Source organism: Sphaerisporangium aureirubrum (assembly GCF_042658925.1).
Lineage (GTDB): Bacteria > Actinomycetota > Actinomycetes > Streptosporangiales > Streptosporangiaceae > Sphaerisporangium > Sphaerisporangium aureirubrum.
Window position 1 is genome coordinate 205,372 of the sequence record NZ_JBHSRF010000007.1, and the last position, 18,363, is coordinate 223,734.

19 protein-coding genes are annotated in these 18,363 nt (G+C 72.1%); 8 read left to right on the forward strand and 11 right to left on the reverse strand.

The window, feature by feature from the left end:
• Together ACFP1K_RS08270 and ACFP1K_RS08275 are read right to left on the reverse strand one after the other, a co-directional pair.
• Nucleotides 1-1,119 carry an aromatic ring-hydroxylating oxygenase subunit alpha gene (locus ACFP1K_RS08270; protein WP_380748662.1) on the reverse strand — a complete coding sequence of 373 codons (1,119 nt, stop codon included), beginning with the start codon at nt 1,117-1,119 and terminating at the stop codon, nt 1-3.
• Nucleotides 1,116-1,466: a bifunctional 3-phenylpropionate/cinnamic acid dioxygenase ferredoxin subunit gene (locus tag ACFP1K_RS08275; RefSeq protein ID WP_380748664.1), complete on the reverse strand. Its 351-nt coding sequence runs from the start codon at nt 1,464-1,466 to the stop codon at nt 1,116-1,118. The genes ACFP1K_RS08270 and ACFP1K_RS08275 overlap by 4 nt, the downstream gene beginning before the upstream one ends.
• 606 nt (nt 1,467-2,072) lie before the next feature.
• On the opposite strand from ACFP1K_RS08275, the gene ACFP1K_RS08280 reads away from it, so the two are divergent.
• Nucleotides 2,073-2,822: a GntR family transcriptional regulator gene (locus ACFP1K_RS08280; protein WP_380748666.1), complete on the forward strand. Its 750-nt coding sequence runs from the start codon at nt 2,073-2,075 to the stop codon at nt 2,820-2,822.
• A 125-nt stretch (nt 2,823-2,947) separates the two neighbouring features.
• Nucleotides 2,948-3,355, forward strand: coding sequence for a hypothetical protein (locus ACFP1K_RS08285; protein WP_380748668.1), 408 nt, complete (start codon nt 2,948-2,950; stop codon nt 3,353-3,355).
• Nucleotides 3,356-3,500: 145 nt separating this feature from the next.
• Here the strand turns inward: ACFP1K_RS08285 and ACFP1K_RS08290 are convergent, their stop codons facing one another.
• Nucleotides 3,501-4,799, reverse strand: coding sequence for a hypothetical protein (locus tag ACFP1K_RS08290; protein ID WP_380748670.1), 1,299 nt, complete (start codon nt 4,797-4,799; stop codon nt 3,501-3,503).
• Nucleotides 4,800-4,983: 184 nt separating this feature from the next.
• Here ACFP1K_RS08290 and ACFP1K_RS08295 point away from each other — a divergent pair, with 184 nt between their 5' ends.
• The 3 genes from ACFP1K_RS08295 (at nt 4,984) to ACFP1K_RS08305 (ending at nt 7,354) form a co-directional block, all read left to right on the forward strand.
• Nucleotides 4,984-5,550, forward strand: coding sequence for a gamma carbonic anhydrase family protein (locus tag ACFP1K_RS08295; protein ID WP_380748672.1), 567 nt, complete (start codon nt 4,984-4,986; stop codon nt 5,548-5,550).
• A 60-nt stretch (nt 5,551-5,610) separates the two neighbouring features.
• A complete protein-coding gene (locus tag ACFP1K_RS08300; RefSeq protein WP_380748674.1) occupies nt 5,611-6,960 on the forward strand; it encodes a hypothetical protein in 1,350 nt (449 codons plus the stop codon).
• A gap of 148 nt (nt 6,961-7,108) precedes the next feature.
• Nucleotides 7,109-7,354, forward strand: a complete 246-nt coding sequence (locus tag ACFP1K_RS08305; RefSeq protein WP_380748676.1) for a hypothetical protein — start codon at nt 7,109-7,111, stop codon at nt 7,352-7,354.
• A 158-nt stretch (nt 7,355-7,512) separates the two neighbouring features.
• Here ACFP1K_RS08305 and ACFP1K_RS08310 read toward each other — a convergent pair whose 3' ends face one another.
• The 7 genes from ACFP1K_RS08310 to ACFP1K_RS08340 all read right to left on the reverse strand — a co-directional run bounded on the left by ACFP1K_RS08310 (nt 7,513) and on the right by ACFP1K_RS08340 (nt 14,333).
• Nucleotides 7,513-7,794, reverse strand: coding sequence for a metal-sensitive transcriptional regulator (locus ACFP1K_RS08310; RefSeq protein WP_347635770.1), 282 nt, complete (start codon nt 7,792-7,794; stop codon nt 7,513-7,515).
• 28 nt (nt 7,795-7,822) lie between these two features.
• Nucleotides 7,823-8,899, reverse strand: coding sequence for a glycosyltransferase (locus ACFP1K_RS08315; RefSeq protein ID WP_380748678.1), 1,077 nt, complete (start codon nt 8,897-8,899; stop codon nt 7,823-7,825).
• Nucleotides 8,896-9,708 (reverse strand): hypothetical protein, encoded by an 813-nt coding sequence (locus ACFP1K_RS08320; protein WP_380748680.1) that lies wholly within the window; start codon nt 9,706-9,708, stop codon nt 8,896-8,898. Before ACFP1K_RS08320 ends, ACFP1K_RS08315 begins: the two co-directional genes overlap by 4 nt.
• Before the next feature lie 83 nt (nt 9,709-9,791).
• A complete protein-coding gene (locus tag ACFP1K_RS08325; protein ID WP_380748682.1) occupies nt 9,792-11,951 on the reverse strand; it encodes a (Fe-S)-binding protein in 2,160 nt (719 codons plus the stop codon).
• A 169-nt stretch (nt 11,952-12,120) separates the two neighbouring features.
• The gene (locus tag ACFP1K_RS08330) at nt 12,121-12,714 is read right to left on the reverse strand and encodes a TetR/AcrR family transcriptional regulator (RefSeq protein WP_380748684.1); all 594 of its coding nucleotides are present in this window, start codon (nt 12,712-12,714) and stop codon (nt 12,121-12,123) included.
• On the reverse strand, nt 12,707-13,504 hold the full coding sequence (locus ACFP1K_RS08335) for a class I SAM-dependent methyltransferase (protein WP_380748686.1): 798 nt from the start codon (nt 13,502-13,504) through the stop codon (nt 12,707-12,709). Before ACFP1K_RS08335 ends, ACFP1K_RS08330 begins: the two co-directional genes overlap by 8 nt.
• A gap of 13 nt (nt 13,505-13,517) precedes the next feature.
• Nucleotides 13,518-14,333: a sugar phosphate isomerase/epimerase family protein gene (locus ACFP1K_RS08340; RefSeq protein WP_380748688.1), complete on the reverse strand. Its 816-nt coding sequence runs from the start codon at nt 14,331-14,333 to the stop codon at nt 13,518-13,520.
• 106 nt (nt 14,334-14,439) lie between these two features.
• Here ACFP1K_RS08340 and ACFP1K_RS08345 point away from each other — a divergent pair, with 106 nt between their 5' ends.
• The 3 genes from ACFP1K_RS08345 to disA all read left to right on the forward strand — a co-directional run bounded on the left by ACFP1K_RS08345 (nt 14,440) and on the right by disA (nt 17,790).
• A complete protein-coding gene (locus ACFP1K_RS08345; RefSeq protein WP_380748690.1) occupies nt 14,440-15,138 on the forward strand; it encodes a class I SAM-dependent methyltransferase in 699 nt (232 codons plus the stop codon).
• Between the two features lie 36 nt (nt 15,139-15,174).
• Nucleotides 15,175-16,605 carry a DNA repair protein RadA gene (radA, locus tag ACFP1K_RS08350; RefSeq protein WP_380748692.1) on the forward strand — a complete coding sequence of 477 codons (1,431 nt, stop codon included), beginning with the start codon at nt 15,175-15,177 and terminating at the stop codon, nt 16,603-16,605.
• A gap of 96 nt (nt 16,606-16,701) precedes the next feature.
• Complete coding sequence (gene disA, locus ACFP1K_RS08355) at nt 16,702-17,790, forward strand: DNA integrity scanning diadenylate cyclase DisA (protein ID WP_380748694.1); 1,089 nt, start codon at nt 16,702-16,704, stop codon at nt 17,788-17,790.
• Nucleotides 17,791-17,991: 201 nt separating this feature from the next.
• Here the strand turns inward: disA and ACFP1K_RS08360 are convergent, their stop codons facing one another.
• Nucleotides 17,992-18,132 carry a hypothetical protein gene (locus ACFP1K_RS08360; protein WP_380748696.1) on the reverse strand — a complete coding sequence of 47 codons (141 nt, stop codon included), beginning with the start codon at nt 18,130-18,132 and terminating at the stop codon, nt 17,992-17,994.
• Nucleotides 18,133-18,363: the final 231 nt, after the last annotated feature.

An 18,363-nucleotide genomic window follows, 5' to 3' on the forward strand; every position in this document is an offset into this window, starting at 1 on the left:
TCAGCGGGCGATGCCGATCCGGCCGGCGACCCAGTCGTGGAACTCGGCGATGTGGTGCTCGCTCGGCACCAGCACGCCGCCCTTCGCGTACGCCCGGGACGCCATCGCGGGCTGGCAGCGCTCGCACGCCTCGAAGTCCTGCTCGTTGACCCGGTGGAACAGCTCCACCGACGGGCCGAGGTCGGCGCCGCCGTCCACCGCCTCGGGCAGGAACAGCCAGTCGCACTCCACGACGGTGCGGTCCGCGGCCAGCGGGAACATGCGGTGCACGATCGCGTGGTCGGGCACCAGGTTGACGAAGACCTGCGGCCGGATGGTGATGGCGTAGTAGCGCCGGTCCTGGCCGGTGGAGACGGTGGGGATGCGGGCCACCCCGGGTGAGCCGTCCACGGTGAAGCCCTCGATGCCCGTGCCGAACTCCGCGCCGTGCCCGACGAAGTACTGCGCGGCGTACCCGTCGGCGAACTCGGGCAGCACCTCGGTGAGCTCGGGGTGGATGGTCGCGCAGTGGTAGCACTCCATGAAGTTCTCGACGATGAGCTTCCAGTTGGCCTTCACGTCGTAGATGATCCTGCGGCCGACCTTCAGCCGCTCCACGCCGTAGTTCTCGATCGACGCGAGGTCGCCGAGGCGCGTCACCACCGCGCCGAGCACGTCCTGCTCGAACGGCGGCGGGCGCTCGGCCAGGCACACCCACACGTAGCCGAGCCACTCGCGCACGTGCACGCCGACAAGGCCGTACTCGGCGCGGTCGACGTCGGGCATCTTGGTGAGGTTCGGGGCGGCGATCAGCTTGCCGTCCAGGTCGTAGGTCCAGGCGTGGTACGGACACTGGAACGCCCGCCGCACCCGCCCGGCCTCCTCGACGCACAGGCGCGCGCCGCGGTGGCGGCAGACGTTGAGGAACGCGCGCACCGCGCCGTTCCTGGCGCGGCTGACGATGACGCTCTCCCCGCCGACCTGGACGGTGCGGTACGCGCCCGGCTCGCCGAGGTCGTCGGCGCGCACCGCGCAGAACCACATGGCCTCGAAGATCAGCTCCTGCTCGCGCCGGAAGATCGCCTCGTCGGTGTAGAGGCTCCCGCCGAGGGTGGCGACGAGGCTCGGCGGTGTGGTCACGCGCCGCTCCTGTCCCGGCCGGCGGTGACGCCCGGCGGCAGGTTGGGCGGCGCGTCGGACGGCACCACGTAGATCATGCCGTCCTCGACCACGACCCCGTGGGTGCGCACGGGCAGCTTGGCGGGCAGGGAGCCGACCCGGCCGGTGCGCAGGTCGAAGCGGCTGGCGTGCAGCGGGCACTCGATCTCGCAGCCCTCCAGCCAGCCGTCGGAGAGGGAGGCGTCCTGGTGGGTGCAGGTGTCGTCGACGGCGAATATCTCACCGTCGTCGGTGTGGAAGACGGCGACGGGTGGATGAACGTCGAGCCGGTAGGCCTCGCCCCGCGGCAGAGCCGCGAGGGGACACACAGGAATCACCGCGGACAACCCCTCAGTTGTGAACTGCGGAACGCGAATCGCTATCCGCAACAGATTGCGACCCAGGTGAGCGGCTGTCAATACGCCCCCGGCCGGTGGTGCGACCACTCCGTGTGACCGCCGCGGCATGCCCGTACGGCATGGCCGACCCTTGCCTGAGCGCCACCTTCCCGTAACCCGACCCTCCGTTCCGGCACCGTTCCACCAGTGAGGTGCGGGACGCCTCACCGGAAAGATGTCCGCCGAAACGACGCGGTGGCAAGCCCGGGGATATGTCGCCCAGGCCATATTCCTCTGGCCGTGCGGCACCGCGCCGGATCATCCGCCGCACCGGCGTCGCAGGTGGGAGGCGGTCCCGGCGCCACCGCGGCGGGGACGGACGGCGGGGCGGGCCACCGGGGGTGACGGGTCCGGCGGATAGCGGATGGGACCGGTCCAGGCTAACGGCTCAGCGAAACCCCCGAAGATCACCACACAGGCACGATCCGCACAAAAGAAGCACGGGACCAACCTGCGTATCTGTGCGATCGTGGACAAGGCGGGGCAAGTTCTCTGGAGACGCAGAACTGCATTGGTGACTGAGGGTGATAGAGCGTGATGGAATCCCCGGTACCACACGAACCCCCCATCTATCGCCGCATAGCGGATCGTCTGCGCGACGCGATCCTCTCCGGCGACCTGCGGGACGGGGACCGGCTACCGGGCGAGAACGCCCTCATGTCCGAGTACGGCATCGCCCGGGCGACCGCCAGGCAGGCGCTGGCGGTGCTCATCAATGAGGGGCTCGCCGTGCCCAAGCGCGGCTCGGGCGTGTACGTGCGGCGGTTCCGCCCCATCCGCCGGCACGGCTCGCGCCGCCTGTCCCGCGAGCAGTGGGGCGCCGGGCGCGCCATCTGGGACTCCGACACCAGCGGCCGGCCGTACACGGTGGACGACCTCAGCATCACCAGGGAACCGGCGGCGGACGAGGCCGCCCGGGTGCTGGACTGCGAAGAGGTGTGGGTGCGGCGCCGCCGCTACTCCGTGGACGGGCGGCCCGTGCAGATCGCCGCGTCCCACTTTCCGGCCCTGCTCGTCAGCGACACCCCGATCGTCGTGCCGGACACCGGCCCCGGCGGCGTGTACGCGCGGCTGCGCGACCTCGGGCACGCGCCCGCGCACTTCACCGAGGAGGTGCGGGCGCGCATGCCCACCCCGGAGGAGTCGGCCAAGCTCGACCTGCCCGCGGGGACACCGGTGATCGTGGTGTGCCGCGCCGCGTACGCCGCCGGAGGGACGGCCGTGGAGCTGAACAAGATGATCATGGACGCGGCGTCCTATGTACTTCAGTACGACTTCGACGCCTGAGTCAAGGTCTTTCCCCCGGCGTTAGGTTGACCTGTCCGCCTCGAACATTGATTTCTCTAGAGATGTCCCGCAACGTGAAGAGGAACGGTACAAACCTGGCCCTCACCGCGGGAAGGGTGGACGGGATGTCGTTTGACCGGCACCTCGCCGAAATCGCCCGGGAGTTCCCTGACTGGACCATCTGGCGGAGTGACGCCGGACGCTGGTGGGCCACCAGGCACCACCCGCTCAGCGACGCGGAACGCAAAGCCGGCTGCGCCATGACCATCGACGCCGACGACCCGGCCGGCCTGCGCCTCGGCCTGCTGGAACAACACGAATGCATGTCCGCCGCCCACCGGACCCCGGTGACCGCGCCACTCCTGGAGCCGTCCCGCCATCCGCCTCCGGCGCCACCCACCCCTGACTCGGCCACCGTGGGGGCGGCCGAGCCGGACGGAGCCACACGCGAGGCGGGCCCGGCCACTCCCGAGGCGCCCCCCGCCGCCCCCGGCCCGGACGAGCCGGATCCACACGGGACGGCACCCCCGTAGACCTGATCGCCCGCGCCAGCCGGCGACAGGCGCGAAAACCTCCGACCCGATCGGGGGCGGAGATTTCCGCGACAAGCCCAGCGGGCCCACGGGTTCCCCCGTGGGCCCCATGGGCCCCCGCCGCGGGCGGGGGCCGGCGTCGCGTTTACTTGTGGGAGCCGTCCTCGGTGGGCGAGGACGAGGCCGGGTCGACCTTCTCGAAGAAGCCGCGGATGCGGCCGGGGGTGTGGGCGTCGGGGACGTCGGGCGACGTGGCCACGGGGCGGTCGTAGCGGGAGCCGCGGACGTCGCGGGTCTCCTCGTCGGGCGTGAGGGATTCGAACGGGTCACGGACGGGCTCCGCGGCAGGGGCGGCGTCCTGCGGAACGGACTCGGGCTGCGGCTTCTTGCCGAAGGTCCCGCCGGTACCGAACACGTCGTCGCCGGTGCCGTAGTCCTGGTCGAAACGGTCGTGGAAGGGGTCGTCGGCCGGGCCGGTGCCGGCGGGGCCCTCGGGCTCGCCCTCGGCGGCGGGCTCACCGGCGGAGTCGTCCGCCTGGCCGGAGTCCTTGGGGGACGGCGCGGGGTCGGTGTCGGGGTCGTCGACGGTACCGATGACGGGGCGCGGGGGCAGGACGGAGGCCTCGTCGATGAGCGGGCCCGCGGTGTTCTCGCGCTTCAGCAGGTCGGTGAGCACGATGCCCATCTCGTTGAGACGGCGCATGACCTCGGTGTGGGTGTCGGTGAGGAACGTCACCCGGCGGCCGGTGTGCTCGTCCAGGGACGAGGCCCGGCGCTGCGCGGAGCCCAGCGTGTCCCCGGCCTCGGCCTTCGCGGTCTTCAGCGTGGACTCGGCCTCGGACCGCGCGGAGCCGAGGGTGGCCTCGGCCTCGGCGTTGGCGTCGGTGACCAGCCGCTCGGCGTCGCGCTGCGCGGAGGTCAGCGTGCGGTCGGCCTCGGCGCGGGCGTTGCGCAGGGTGTCCTCGGACTCCGAGCGCGCCGCGCCCAGGGTCTCCTCGGCGTCCGACCCGGCCTGGGCGAGCAGGCGCTCGGCGGAGGTGGTCGCTTCGTGCACCCGGCGCTCCGCCTCGGCCTGCGCGGCGGTGAGGATGCGTTCGGCCTCGGCGGAGGCGTCGTCGCGCACCTTGGCGGCGTCGTTGTCGGCCGCCTGCCGCTTGGCGCGCGCCTCCTCCTCGCCGAGCTTCAGGATGGCGCTCAGGCGCTCGCCGATCTCGTCGTAGTCCTGGGGGGCCTCGGCTAGACGCCTGCGGGCCTCCGCCAGCTCCACCCGGCCCTGCTCGGCCTGATCGATGGCACGTGCCAGCCGCTCCTCGAGGTCGCGGATCTGGTTGCGCATGCGGGTCATGTGGTCGTGGACCTGGCGGCGGCTGTATCCGCGCATCACCACCTCGAAGCCGAGGTCCTCGTGCATCATGTCGGGAAAGCTGTCGTGCTGGTTCGTCATGGCTGAGCCCTGGGGGTCTGGATGCGAGTGTGGGGGTGTTCCGTTCGGTGACGCGACACGTCAGGACACGACTTTCCTGCCATCGGCCGCACTCCGCAACCCGAACGCCTGACGTGTTCGCGAACCCTTACGGCCCGCCCGCCGGGCGGGAACGCGCTCCGGCCCGCGTGACATCATGACGATCATGAGTGAGCCGACCGGTCCCCACGCCGTGCCGTCCGCGCCGTATCTCGCCGCGCTGGGCGACGCCGTGCCTTCCGTGCACCCGGAAGCCTACGTGGCGCCCACCGCGGTCGTCGTGGGCCGGGTGCGGCTCGGGCGGGCGACCAGCGTGTGGTACGGCTCGGTGCTGCGCGGCGACGACGAGGCCGTCGAGGTCGGCGAGGAGTGCAACATCCAGGACCTGTGCTGCCTGCACGCCGACCCGGGGCTGCCCGCCGTCCTTGAGGATCGGGTCAGCCTCGGCCACCGCGCGACGGTGCACGGCGCCCACGTGGAGAGCGGCGCGCTGGTCGGCATCGGCGCGATCGTGCTGAACGGCGCGCGGATCGGCGCGGGCACGCTGGTGGCCGCCGGGTGCGTGGTGACGCCGGGCAGGCGCGTCCCGTCCGGGGTGCTGGTCGCCGGGGTGCCCGGCAAGGTGGTCCGCGAGCTCACCGAAGCCGACCGCGCCTCCTTCGCGAACACCCCGGCCAACTACATGGCCAAGGCCGCCCTCCACCGCGCCGCCCTCCCGCTGCCGTCCTCGTGACACGCGCGCGGTGTGTCAGGGGACGGGAGCCGGGACATTCCCGGCAGTAGCATTGCCGCCGTGCAGTGGGATCCTTTCGACGCCATCGAACGGGACGTCCGCGCCATGGTCGCGGACCCCCGGTGGGCGGACGTACCGGCTCCCACGCAGGCGCAGGCGATGGCCGCCCGGCTGATCGCCACCGAGGACGGCGGGTGCTGGCTGTTCGGCGCGCACGCCCGCTGGTACCGCCACGACCGGTCCGACGGCCTGTGGCACCTGTCCGCGCCCCCCGCGGCCGAGGACGTGCGCTCGGCCGCCCGGCCCCCGTACCCCGCGCCCGCGGTGCCCGAGCACCTGCTGCCCCGCGCCGCCCATCTGGCCTTCGACCGCGGGTCGGCGCAGGCGTTCGTCGGTCCCGACGTGCCGCGCGGCATCACCGAGGGCCTGCGCGGCGTGCTGGACGCGCAGCGCGGCCTCGGCGAGTTCATCGGGGTCGCGGGGCCGCTGCGCGAGTCGTTCCACGACGACGTGCCGGCCGCGGTGGCGATGGTCTGGGGCACCGTCATGTGGTGCGCCTACGCCCCGGCGTTCGACGGCAACGAGGTGCTGCTGTCGATGTTCGGGGAGTTCCTGTCCCGGCCGCTGCCGGGTGACGACTGGGTGCGGTGGCTGCCGCCGGTGCCGCTGTCCGCGCTGATCGACCTGTACGCCGACCCGCTCGGCCGGGGCGCGCAGGGCGCCGCGCTGCGCCTCGCCGGGCTGGCGACGGCGACGGCACGGGTGCTGCGGGCCGACCGGCGGTTCGCCCCGCGCGCGGAGGCGCTGCTGGCGATGGTGGAGCCGCTGGCGGCCCGGCCCTGGCTGGACCACCACGCCAGGGACGCCGCCACGCTGCGGCGCACGTGGCTGGCCCGCTGCCCCGGCCACCTCGCCGGGGCCGTGCTGCCGGAGACGGCGCCGGAGGAGCACTTCCGGCACGTGCTGTACGACATGGTGCAGGCGCTCGCGTTCGTCGGCGACCGGGGCGCCGACCCCCGGACGGTGGCCGCGGCGCTGCTCGCCGCCGACGTGCAGACCGTCGCCCCGGAGGCCACGGGGCGGCTGTACCCGTGGCTGGACGCCGAGTCGCGCCGGACGTACCACATGGCGCTGTCGGCCCCCGAGCACCCGCTCAGGGACTGCTGGCCGCGCGCCGGCGAGCCCGCGCCGGACGTGCTGCCGCCGGACCGCGCGTCGGCGGCCACGCTCCTCGGGGCGGGGTACGCCACCGGGCTGGCGTGGTGCCGGCTGACCGGGACCGAGCCGCCCGCCCACGGGTTCCCGGTGTCCGCCGCCACGGTACGATGCTTGATCCACGAGCGCGACGACCCCGCGGACCCATTACCTGGAGTCCCAGATGTCTCGTCGCAATGGATACGCCACACCTGACGCCCATGGGCCCGACTAAACGGGTTATTGGGCTATTTTTTACTTACTCCGCGTATATCATTCCCCGCCCTCCTATCAGTGGTTTTGACGGAATTGTGATCTCGGAACCGGGAAATGGTCTCCACAGGGACACGGGAGGGTCTGGCGAATGGTCACGATGGGCCATGTCGTCGAAAGCCCGACCGGTCGTAACCTCGAAGTGGGTGTGGGCTGCGGAAGGAAGGACGACGCGGTGGGGCACGACAACCTGGACTCAAGGGTCCATGACCGTGTCGCGTTGGACGAGATCGCGCTCTACGCGGAGGTGCTCAGCGCCGTCGCTGTCAGCGAACGAGAGCTGACGTTGGATGAACTCGACAACGCGCTCGGATTGCGCACTTCGGTGAGTCACTGAAGGAGCTCGCAGAACTGGTCCCGGACTCCCTGGGAGTTCGGGACGGTTTTGTGAAAGGGTCCCTCACCCCACGTACCGGACTAGTCCGGACGGGCCGCCGGGCCCTGTGGAACCACGCGGGCGCACTACCGCCGAACTAGCGCCGCACCAGCACCGGACTAGGACCGCACCAGCCTGGCGATCGCCGCCGAGGCCTCCTTGACCTTCGCCTCGGCCTCGGGCCCGCCGGCGCTGATCGCGTCGGTGACACAGTGGCCGATGTGGTCCTCCAGAAGGCCGAGCGCCACCGCCTGCAGGGCGCGAGTGGCCGCCGACACCTGGGTCAGCACGTCGATGCAGTAGGCGTCCTCCTCGACCATGCGCTGGAGGCCGCGGATCTGGCCCTCGATCCGGCGGAGCCTGGTGAGATAGGCCTGCTTGTCGGCGCTGTACCCATGCATATCGCCCAGGATACCTCTTCGGGGTATCTCAGCGGGCGCGCAGACGTTCGAACATCTCCTCCCAGCGGCCGGCCACGACGGACGCCTCGTGCGCCGCCGCCGCCTCCCTGGCCCCGGCCGCCAGCACCATCCGGCGCCGCCCGTCGTCGATCAGCGCGAGCAGCGCCGCCGCGTACGCCTGGAGCTCCTGCTCGCCTCGGGAGACCAGCACGCTGTCCCGCCCGGCGGTGACGAACTCCCCCGGCCCGCGGGTGCCCTCGAAGCCCACCACGGGGACACCACACGCGAGTGCCTCGATCACCGTCATGCCGGGCGACTCGGCGTGCGAGGTGACGGCCACGATGGACGCCTTGGCGAACTCCCCCTGCAGGTCGGGGGTGGTGCCCATGAAGTACACGTTGTTGTGCAGGCCGAGGTCGCCGACCAGCGCTCTCAGCCGCTTCTCCTCGGGGCCGCCGCCGTACAGGCGCAGCCGCCAGTCGGGGCGCTTGTCCGCCACGATGGCGAACGCGCGGATCAGCGTGTCGAACGCCTTGCCGGGCAGCCACCGCCCGCCCGCCGAGACGATGCGGTTGTCCATGCGCGACCTCGGCCACGGGCCGCGCGGCAGGGCGTCCGGGATGATCTCGACCGGCGGCCCCGCGCCGTCCAGCAGCCGCAGGAACTCGTCCTTGGTCGTCTCGGTCGACGCCACAACGGCGTCGAGCTTGGGGTAGAACCGTCGGACCGCGCCGGGGATGGACGGGCGGGCCCACTCGCGGGCCAGCCGCACGATGTCACGGGGCACGTGCCGCGCGGCCTGCACCCCGAGGCTCGCCCGGGTGGTGACCAGCACGTCGGCCCGCAGGCCGCGCAGCGTGCGCCACAGGGCCATCTCGGTGCGCATCTGGCCGCGCGGCAGCAGATGGCGCACCCCGGGACGGGCGTCGACCAGCCAGCGCACCGACACCTTGCCGTCGATGGGGAAGAACGGCGCCTCCCGCACCCTCCGGACGCTGACGATCTGCACCTCGTGCCGCGTCGCCAGCTCGGTGGCGAGGTTGATCACGGCCCTGGTGTCGCCCCGCATTCCGTACGCCGAGGGAAGCAGGAAGCAGATCTTCATCCACCCACCTCGAGGCGCAGTTCGTCGTCCGCGGTGTAGCAGGGGCGGATCGGCACGCCGTCCACCTCGGTGTCGGGGTACTGCACCCGGCGGCGCTTGCCGTCCACGTCGTCGATGCGCGCCCCGAGCGGCAGCGGCTCGGCGAGGCCGTCCACCTCCAGGGACGGCTCCCACAGCCCCTCGTACTCGGGGGTGGCGGCGATCACGTCGCACAGCGACAGCGCGGCGTGGAACCGCACGCCCTGCACGGTCGCGACGGCGGTCACCGCGCCGTCGGGCCCCGCCGGGGGGCGCAGCGCGAGGCGGGCGGTGTGGTGGGAGTCGTCGTCGGTGAAGCCGGTGTAGGCCAGCAGGCCGGTGACCTCGAAACGCCCCTCACGGAACCACACCGCGCGCACGTCGGCCACCGGCTCGGCCGCGGCGATGCGCAGCGCCAGGAAGCCGTTCAGCGTGCGGTAGGCGCGGTAGGCCAGGGTGCGGCGGCTCAGCGCGTAGGCGTCCAGGCGGTCCAGCGAGAAGCCGGGGTCGACGCACTGGACCCGGGTGCGGCCGCCCGGACGTCCCGGCTCGCCGTGCTCCAGGTAGGTGTCCCAGCGGCCAGGGGTCAGCGCGAGGGGCGCCAGCGAGACCGCCACCGACACGTCGTGCGCCTCCGCGCCCGGCGTGCCGAGGATCACCGAGCTCTCCGCGCCGCCGCTGCGCTGCCGGAACACCAGCCGCGTACCCTCGGGAAGGGGCTCCTCGATGGCAAGACGAAGCGAGAGGACGTCGGCCATGGTGACCTCGGCATCGGTAACGACAACGCGCACCGGCGCCCCCTCCCCGTCGATTGAGCCGCGACGTTGAGGTTACCGTTATTTCATCGATATGTGGAGAAAGGGTTTCGGGCCCCCTACGCGGGGTCCGAGGGAGTGACCGTCCCACCCTTCACTGAAGTGACCAGGAGTTGCGCCACGTCCACGACTTCGAGCGTCTCCTTGGCCTCGCCGCTGTTCTTCTTCTCGTTGATCGCGTCGCCGAGCATCACGAGGCAGAAGGGGCACGCGGTGGACACGCGGTCGGGGTCGGTGGTGAGCGCCTCGTCCACCCGCTCGGTGTTGATGCGCTTGCCGATGCGCTCCTCCATCCACATGCGCGCCCCGCCCGCGCCGCAGCAGAAGCCGCGGTCCTTGCAGCGGTGCATCTCCTGCGTGCGCACGCCGGGCACCTTGGCCATGATGTCGCGCGGCTGGGCGTACACCTTGTTGTGCCGGCCGAGGAAGCACGGGTCGTGGTAGGTGATCTTCTCCTCGATCGGCGTGATCGGGGTGAGCTTGCCGTCCTCCACCAGCTTGGCCAGCAGCTGGGTGTGGTGCACGACCTCGAAGGTGCCGCCGAGCTGCGGGTACTCGTTGGCCAGCGTGTTGAAGCAGTGGGGGCAGGTCGCCACGATCTTGGTGACGCCCGCCTCGGTCAGCGTCTCGATGTTCTGCTGGGCGAGCATGTTGAACAGGAACTCCATGCCGAGCCGCCGCGCGGGGTCGCCGGAGCAGGCCTCCATCGGGCCGAGCACGCCGAAGCGCACGCCGGCCATGTGGAGCAGCTCGGCGACGGCCTTGGTGGTCTTCTTGGCCCGGTCCTCCAGGGCGCCGGCGCAGCCGACCCAGAAGAGGTACTCCATGTCCTCGGGCATCTTGTCCTCGACGAGGGTGACCTCGATCGGGTCGACCTCGCGGGAGGCCAGCTCCTCGATCCACTCGGCCCGCTTCATCTCGGGCACGCCCCAGGGGTTGCCCTTGTTCTCGAGGTTCTTCAGCATCACGCCCGCCTCGGACGGGAAGCTGGACTCGATCATCACCTGGTAGCGGCGCATGTCGATGATGTGGTCGATGTGCTCGATGTCGACCGGGCACTGCTCGACGCACGCCCCGCAGTTGGTGCAGGACCACAGCACGTCCGGGTGGATCACGCCGTTCTCGCCGACCAGCGGCATGCCGGCCAGGGCCAGCACGTCCTCGGGGAGCTTCGCGCGCTCCTCCTCGGTGGCCAGGAGGTACGGCGCGATGGCGAAGGCGTGGTCGCGCTGGTCCAGGATGAGCATCTTGGGCGAAAGGGGCTTGCCGGTGTTCCACGCCGGGCACTGCGACTGGCAGCGGCCGCACTCGGTGCAGGTGTAGAAGTCGAGGAAGCCCTTCCAGGTGGTGTCCTCCAGCTTGCCCCGGCCGAAGACGTCGGTGTCGGGGTCGGCCTCCTCGAAGTCGATCACCTTGCCGTTGCTGCGCATCTCCGGCACGGCGCCGAGGCCGTCCGGGCGGCGGGAGAACATGACGTTCAGCGGCGCGGTGCCGATGTGCAGGTGCTTGGAGTTCACCACGATGACCAGGAACACCAGCATGACGCCGAGGTGCAGCAGCAGGCCGACCGGCTCCAGCGCGTCGTTGACGCCCTCGCCGAGGGGGCGCAGCAGCGCCGCCACGCCCTGGGAGGCGAAGGCGCCGGAGTCGTAGGGGAAGTTGCCGGTGTTGATCGACGCGCCGCGGAACAGGAACAGCGTCCAGATCACGTTGAAGATCATGAACAGGATCAGCCAGGCGCCGCCGAGGTGCGAGCCGCTGAACCGCGACTCACGGCCGAGCTTCTTCGGCGAGTTGGCGACCCGGATGGCCGCGAAGGCGGCGAGGCCGAGGAGGCAGGCCACCGCGATGAGGTCCTGGAGGAACCCGAGGACCGGCCAGGTGCCGACCAGCGGGATGTGGAAGTCGGGGGTGCCGGTGACCGCGCCCTGGATCAGCGCGCCGTACGCCTCCAGGTAGACGGTCGCGAGGATCACGAACGCCCAGAACACCACGAAGTGCGCGGCGCCCGAGGGCGTCCACTTCAGCAGCTTCTTCTGCCCGAACACCTCGACCAGCTGCGCCCTGAGCTCGGCTCCGGCGTTCGCCTTCGCGTAGGCGAGGCGCTCGGGGGCGGGCTGGCCGCTGGTGGCGAGCCGGTGCAGGTAGCGCACGCGGCGGCCGGCGACCGCGATCGCGGCCGCGGTCATGACCAGCCCGATGATCGCTACAAGGAGCACGGGTCCTCCTATCTACGGCGTGGCCGCCCGGGCACCGCTCGTGACCGGTGGCACCCGAATACTACCCGCCGGTAACTTATGGGTGCACCCCGGTTGACCCGCAGGGCCGGCGACCGATACCAGAATCGATACTAGAAGAGTGCTCTGGACGCCGTCCGCGCGGGGCCGATCATTCCTCTCCCAGATAACGCTGGATCGTCGGGGCCAGCAGTTCGACCAGTTCCTCGATCTCGACCGAGGCCAGCGGCTCCACCCGCAGAACGTACCGCAGCATGATCACCCCGAACATCTGGGCGAACGCCACCTCCATGCGCAGCCGCGACACGCCGAGCATCTCCACCACGCGGTCCAGGATGGCCCGGGTCAGGAACTCCCGCACCATCAGCACCGCCTGCTCGTTCGTGGCGGCGCTGCGCACCAGCGCCAGCACCGGCTCGCGGGCCTCGGCGTTGGCCGTCAGGGTCAGGATGAACCGCACCAGGCGCTCGCCGATCTGCTCGCGCGGCCCCTGGAGGATCAGCGGTAGCGCCGTGGAGGGATCGGCCGGCAGGCGCAGCGCCGCGACGAAGATGCCTTCCTTGGTGGAGAAATAGTGATGGACCAGGGCGGGATCCACCCCGGCCTCCCTGGCGATGCCGCGGATCGTGGCCTTGTCGAAGCCCTTGTCGGCGAAGACCTTGCTGGCCGCGGCGATGATCTCGCCCCGCGTGTCGGTCAGCCCGGGACGCCGTCCCGGGCGCCTCCGTGCCGTGCCGTCAGCCATCGGCGTCCCGCGCCGTGCGGGCCATCGCGAGATAGACGCGCATCGGCACCTCCAGCTCGCCGTCCGGGGCCGCCTTGCGCAACTCGCCGCGCTCGCGCCTCAGCACCTCGGCGGCCGCCTCCTCGCCGAGCGCGGCGACGAACGAGTGGGAGCGCAGGTCGAGCATCATGTCGTCGACGCTCACCTGCCGCACCCAGTGGATCCACGCCTCCTGGACGTCCAGGCCCGCCTCGCCCATGGCCTTGGCCACCTGGGGCACCCGCCACTGCGGCAGCGCCGGGCCCCAGTACGCCGGGCAGCTCGCGGCCAGCCGCCGCTCGAAGGCCACCAGCCAGTCCGGGCCGGTCCCCTGCGCGTCGTCCGGCGTGGCGCCGAGGTCCACGGTGTTCCACCACGCCGCCACCACGCCGCCGGGGCGCAGCACCCGCACGGCCTCCCCGATGGAGTCCGCGGGCCGCAGCCAGTGCCACGACTGCGCGTAGCAGACGAGGTCGGCGACACCCGAGCGCAGCGGGAGCGCGTTGCCGTCCCCCACGACCACGCCAGGGGACGCCGAATGGGCCATCAGGCGGGCCAGCATGCGCTGGCCGGGGTCGATCGCCGTCACCCGGGCGCCGCGCGCCAGCAGGCCCCGGGTCGCGATGCCCGTGCCCGCGCCGACGTCCACCACGACGGCGCCGTCCAGGGACATCGCGCACAGCGCGGCCACCGCGTCGTACACGCCGTCGGGGTAGCCCGGCCTGGCGGCGTCGTAGTACTCGGCGACCCGGTCGAACACCTCATGACTCATGGCGACGAGTAGATCACGCCGTCGAGGAGGCGGCGAAGTGCAAACGGGCGAACGCCAGGCCCTCGGCCAGGTCGTCGATGCGCTCGCTGCGCCCCACCGCCTTGCGGGTGTTGATCTCCAGCACGATCAGGCCGCCGTAGCCGCTGGTGGCCAGCCGCTCCAGGATGCGGGCGCACGGCTGGCTGCCCCGGCCCGGCACCAGGTGCTCGTCCTTGTTCGTGGTGCCGATGCCGTCGGCCAGGTGGAGGTGGGCCAGCCGGTCGCCGAGCTTCTCGGCCATCTCGACGGCGTCGGACCCCGACACGGCGGTGTGGGACAGGTCCAGCGTGACCTGGGGGTAGTCCTGGTCGATGGGGTTCCAGCCCGGGGAGTACGGCACGACCTCGGCGCCCCGGGCGCGCAGGGGGAACATGTTCTCCACCGCGAAGGTCACGTCGGTCTCCTCGCGCATGCGGGCCAGACCGGTCTCGAAGTCGCGGGCGTAGTCGCGCTGCCAGCGGAACGGCGGGTGGACCACGACGGTCCGCGCGCCGAGGCGCTCCGCGGCCTTCTGGGCGCGGACGAGCTTGGCCCAGGGGTCACGGCCCCACACGCGCTGGGTGACCAGCAGGCACGGGGCGTGCACGGCCAGCACCGGCACGTGGTAATGGTCGGCCAGCCGCTCCAGCACGTCGATGTCCTGGCTCACCGGATCGGCGCCCACCATGACCTCGACGCCGTCGTAGCCGAGCCGCGCGGCCAGCTCGAAGGCGTCCGGAGTGCGCTCCGGATACACCGACGCGGTGGACAGAGCGATCTTGGCATTCGGCACTCGGATGACGTCGGTCACAATAGCCAGCCTAAGCCGGGTCGCGGACAGGTGGCGCTCCGCAACCCGGATGCCACCGAGATCATAACAAGCCGTCCCGTCCGAGACCTGGTCTAGCGTGTGCTCCATGGCGCGGATCGCGAAGGGGGCCATCCCGAGCCCCAACATCTGGAACACCCCGGAGGTCTACGAGCTGGAGAACCGCGCCGTCGACCCGGACGGGGTCGCGGACGCGGCCATGAGGGCGATCCGGCCGTGGGACGGGGGCGTCGTGCTGGACGTCGGGTGCGGCACCGGCTACCACCTGCCCGGGTACGCCGCCACGGCCCGTCAGGTCGTCGGTGTGGAGCCGCACCCGAGGCTCGCCGCCGGCGCCGCCGAGCGCTGCCGCGGCATGCCGTCGGTGACCGTCCACACCGCCACCGCGCAGGCCCTGCCGCTGCCGGACGCCTCGGTGGACGTCGCGGTGGCCCGCTGGGCGTACTTCTTCGGCCCCGGCTGCGAGCCCGGCCTCAAGGAGCTGTCCAGGGTCGTGCGCCGGGGCGGCGCGGCCTTCGTGGTGGACCTGGACGGCGCGCGGGGGGCGTTCGGGCGGTGGTTCACCCGCACCGTGCCGGCGTACTCCCCCGAGCGTGTGGAGGCGTTCTGGACCCGGCAGGGGTGGATGCGCCGCGACCTCGACCTGCGCATGGCTTTCGCCGCGCGAGCCGACCTCGAGGCGGTGCTGCGCATCGAGTTCGCCCCCGACGTCGCCGAGGAGGCCGTCGCGGCGACCCCGGGACTGGAGATCGACTACCCCAATGTCCTGCGGTGGCGTCTGTTCTGAGCGCGGTTTGTCACCGGGGCCGGATAGCGTGCCCGCATGACCAAGACGCAGAAGCCCGGCTACCGCTGCGCCGAGTGTGGCTGGCGCACCACCAAGTGGGTGGGCCGCTGCGGCGAGTGCCAGGCGTGGGGCACGGTCGACGAAGAGGGTGCCCGGGCCGGCGTCCACGTCGTCCAGGGCGGCGCCGTCACCGCGCCCGCGCTGCCGATCGGCCAGGTCAAGGCCGAGTTCGCCCGGGCGCGCACCACCGGCGTGGGCGAGCTCGACCGGGTGCTCGGCGGGGGCCTCGTGCCCGGCGCCGTCGTGCTGCTGGCCGGCGAGCCCGGCATCGGCAAGTCCACCCTGCTGCTGGAGGCCGCCGCCAGCATCGCGCGCCACGAGACCGTTCTCTACGTCACAGGCGAAGAGTCCGCCGCCCAGGTCCGCATGCGCGCCGACCGCATCGGCGCCATCCAGGACCAGCTCTACCTCGCCGCCGAGACCGACCTCGCCGCGCTGGTCAGCCACGTCGAGAAGGTCCAGCCCCGGCTGCTGATCGTCGACTCGGTGCAGACCATCGGCTCCACCCAGACCACCGGCGTGCCCGGCGGGGTGACCCAGGTCCGAGAGGTGACCGGCAACCTCGTCCGCATGGCCAAGGAACGCGGCCTGTCCACCGTGCTGGTCGGCCACGTCACCAAGGACGGCTCGATCGCCGGGCCCCGCGTGCTGGAACACCTGGTCGACGTGGTGCTCCACTTCGAGGGCGACCGCCACTCCCGGCTGCGCATGGTCCGCTGCGTCAAGAACCGCTACGGCCCCACCGAGGAGGTCGGCTGCTTCGACCTCAACGAGCGCGGCATCCAGGGCCTGCCCGACCCGAGCGGGCTCTTCGTGTCCCGCCGGTCCGAGCCGGTGCCCGGCACCTGCGTCACCGTCACCGTCGAGGGCACCCGCCCGCTGCCCGCCGAGGTGCAGGCCCTGGTCGGGCCCACCGACGCCCAGCAGCCCCGCCGGTCCACCTCCGGCCTCGACCCGTTCCGGGTCACGATGATCCTCGCGGTACTGGAGCGGCGGCTGAACGCCCGGCTGAGCGGCTGCGACGTCTTCACCGCCACCGTGGGCGGCATCCGGCTGAACGACCCCGCGGTGGACCTCGCGGTCATGCTCGCCGTGGCCAGCGCGGCCGGTGACCGGCCCCTGCCGTCCGGGCTGGTCGTGCTGGGCGAGGTCGGGCTGGCCGGGGAGCTGCGGCCGGTCCGCGACATCCGGCGGCGGGTCGCCGAGGCGGCCCGGCTGGGCTTCACCCGCGCCCTGGTGCCCGCGGGTTCGCTCGACCAGGACACGCCGCCGCCCGGCACCGAGGGACGCGACTCGCTGCGGCCCGTCCCGGTGGCCCGCACCCCGGTGCGCACCACCGCCCTGACCTCGGGGTTCGACGTCACCGAGGCCGAGAACGTCTGGGACGCCCTCACCCATGTCACCTGACCGCGCGGGGACGGCGCCGGGCTCGGGGCGCTGTGTCCCGGCCCGGACGGCCCCTCCCCGGTAAACTGGGCGACGTCAGCGACCACCGGGGGCCATGTGGCAAACATCGACAAGGGGATCGACGAGCGGCGAAGATCCATCCTTGCCTCGCTCGCTCCGGGCACCGACCTGCGCGACGGCCTGGAGCGCATCCTCCGCGGGCACACCGGAGCGCTCATCGTCCTCGGGTACGACACCGAGGTCGAGAGCGTCTGCACCGGCGGGTTCATGCTGGACGTCGAGTTCTCCGCGACCCGGCTGCGCGAGCTGGCCAAGATGGACGGCGCCATCGTGCTCGACTACGCCGCCAACAAGATCGTGCGGGCCGCCGTGCACCTCGTGCCCGACTCCGCGCTGCCCACCAACGAGTCCGGCACCCGCCACCGCACCGCCCAGCGGGTCGCCAAGCAGACCGGCTTCCCGGTGATCTCGATCAGCAAGTCCATGCGCATCATCGCCCTTTACCTCGACGGCGTGCGGTACGTCCTGGAGGAGTCGGCGGCGATCCTGTCCAAGGCGAACCAGGCTCTGGCGACCCTCGAGCGCTACAAGATGCGCCTCGACGAGGTGTCCGGCACACTGTCCGCCCTGGAGATCGAGGACCTCGTCACGGCGCGCGACGTCGCGGTGGTGGTGCAGCGGCTCGAAATGGTGCGCCGCATCGCCGGCGAGATCGAGGGATACGTCGTCGAGCTCGGCACCGACGGGCGGCTGCTGTCCCTGCAACTGGCCGAGCTGGTGGCCGGCGTCGAGGGCGACCGCGACCTGATCATGCGCGACTACCTCCCTTCCGGCAAGGAACGCCGCCCGCGCCGCGTCCCCGAGTCCCTGGCCGAGCTCGACCGCCTGTCCGCCTCCGACCTCCTGGACCTCACCGCCGTAGGCCGCGTGCTGGGCCACGCCGGCTCCGAGGCCCTGGACGGCCCCGTCAGCCCCCGAGGCTTCCGCCTGCTGGCCAAGGTCCCCCGCCTCCCCGGCAGCGTCGTAGACCGCCTCGTCGACCACTTCGGCGGCCTCCAGAAGCTCCTGGCGGCCAGCACCGCCGACCTCCAGTCCGTAGGCGGCGTAGGCGAGTCCCGCGCCCGCAGCGTCCGCGAGGGCCTCTCCCGCTTGGCCGAAGCCTCCATCCTGGAACGCTACGTCTAACCCACCCCACAGCCCCTCACCGCAGCCCCTCACCCCTGCCCCTCACTCACCGCAGCCCCTTCCACAGGCCCTCAGCGCAGCCCTTCACCACAGCCCCTCAGCGCAGGCCCCCACCGCAGGCCCTCAGCGCAGGTCCTTAGCGCAGGCCCCCACCGCAGGCCCTCAGCGCAGGTCCTTAGCGCAGGCCCCCACCGCAGGCCCTCAGCGCAGCTGGAAGATCAGTTCATGGCTACGCAGCCCACCCAGCCGGGCCGTCGCCACGTAGGTCCCCGGCCGTGCGACCGGCCGTTCCGACCGGCAGTCGGCCCCGGACCTCCGCCGGTCCCACCGCACCTCCGTCACGTGCGGCACCCCCCTGCTCAGGGTGCGGACATCCTTCCCCGCCCCGCTGACACAGTCCGTGGTCGACCAGATCCGATCCCCCCCAGAGGTGATCAGCGTCTCGACCGCCCGCCGCCCGAGATCCACCGCGCAAGCGAGCCGCCCCGTGTTCACCACCGTCAACAGAAACCGAGGCGCCCGCCCCCCCGCGTACACCCGCGAATCCGCGTGCAGACTGAGCACCAGATCCCC

Bases quoted from the DNA above. Each gene is read 5' to 3' on its own strand.
- ACFP1K_RS08280 (WP_380748666.1), top strand. From the start codon at position 2,073: ATGGAATCCCCGGTACCACACGAACCCCCCATCTATCGCCGCATAGCG.
- ACFP1K_RS08285 (WP_380748668.1), top strand. From the start codon at position 2,948: ATGTCGTTTGACCGGCACCTCGCCGAAATCGCCCGGGAGTTCCCTGAC.
- ACFP1K_RS08290 (WP_380748670.1), bottom strand. From the start codon at position 4,799: ATGACGAACCAGCACGACAGCTTTCCCGACATGATGCACGAGGACCTC.
- ACFP1K_RS08295 (WP_380748672.1), top strand. From the start codon at position 4,984: ATGAGTGAGCCGACCGGTCCCCACGCCGTGCCGTCCGCGCCGTATCTC.
- ACFP1K_RS08305 (WP_380748676.1), top strand. From the start codon at position 7,109: ATGGTCACGATGGGCCATGTCGTCGAAAGCCCGACCGGTCGTAACCTC.
- ACFP1K_RS08310 (WP_347635770.1), bottom strand. From the start codon at position 7,794: ATGCATGGGTACAGCGCCGACAAGCAGGCCTATCTCACCAGGCTCCGC.
- ACFP1K_RS08315 (WP_380748678.1), bottom strand. From the start codon at position 8,899: ATGAAGATCTGCTTCCTGCTTCCCTCGGCGTACGGAATGCGGGGCGAC.
- ACFP1K_RS08330 (WP_380748684.1), bottom strand. From the start codon at position 12,714: ATGGCTGACGGCACGGCACGGAGGCGCCCGGGACGGCGTCCCGGGCTG.
- ACFP1K_RS08335 (WP_380748686.1), bottom strand. From the start codon at position 13,504: ATGAGTCATGAGGTGTTCGACCGGGTCGCCGAGTACTACGACGCCGCC.
- ACFP1K_RS08345 (WP_380748690.1), top strand. From the start codon at position 14,440: ATGGCGCGGATCGCGAAGGGGGCCATCCCGAGCCCCAACATCTGGAAC.
- radA (WP_380748692.1), top strand. From the start codon at position 15,175: ATGACCAAGACGCAGAAGCCCGGCTACCGCTGCGCCGAGTGTGGCTGG.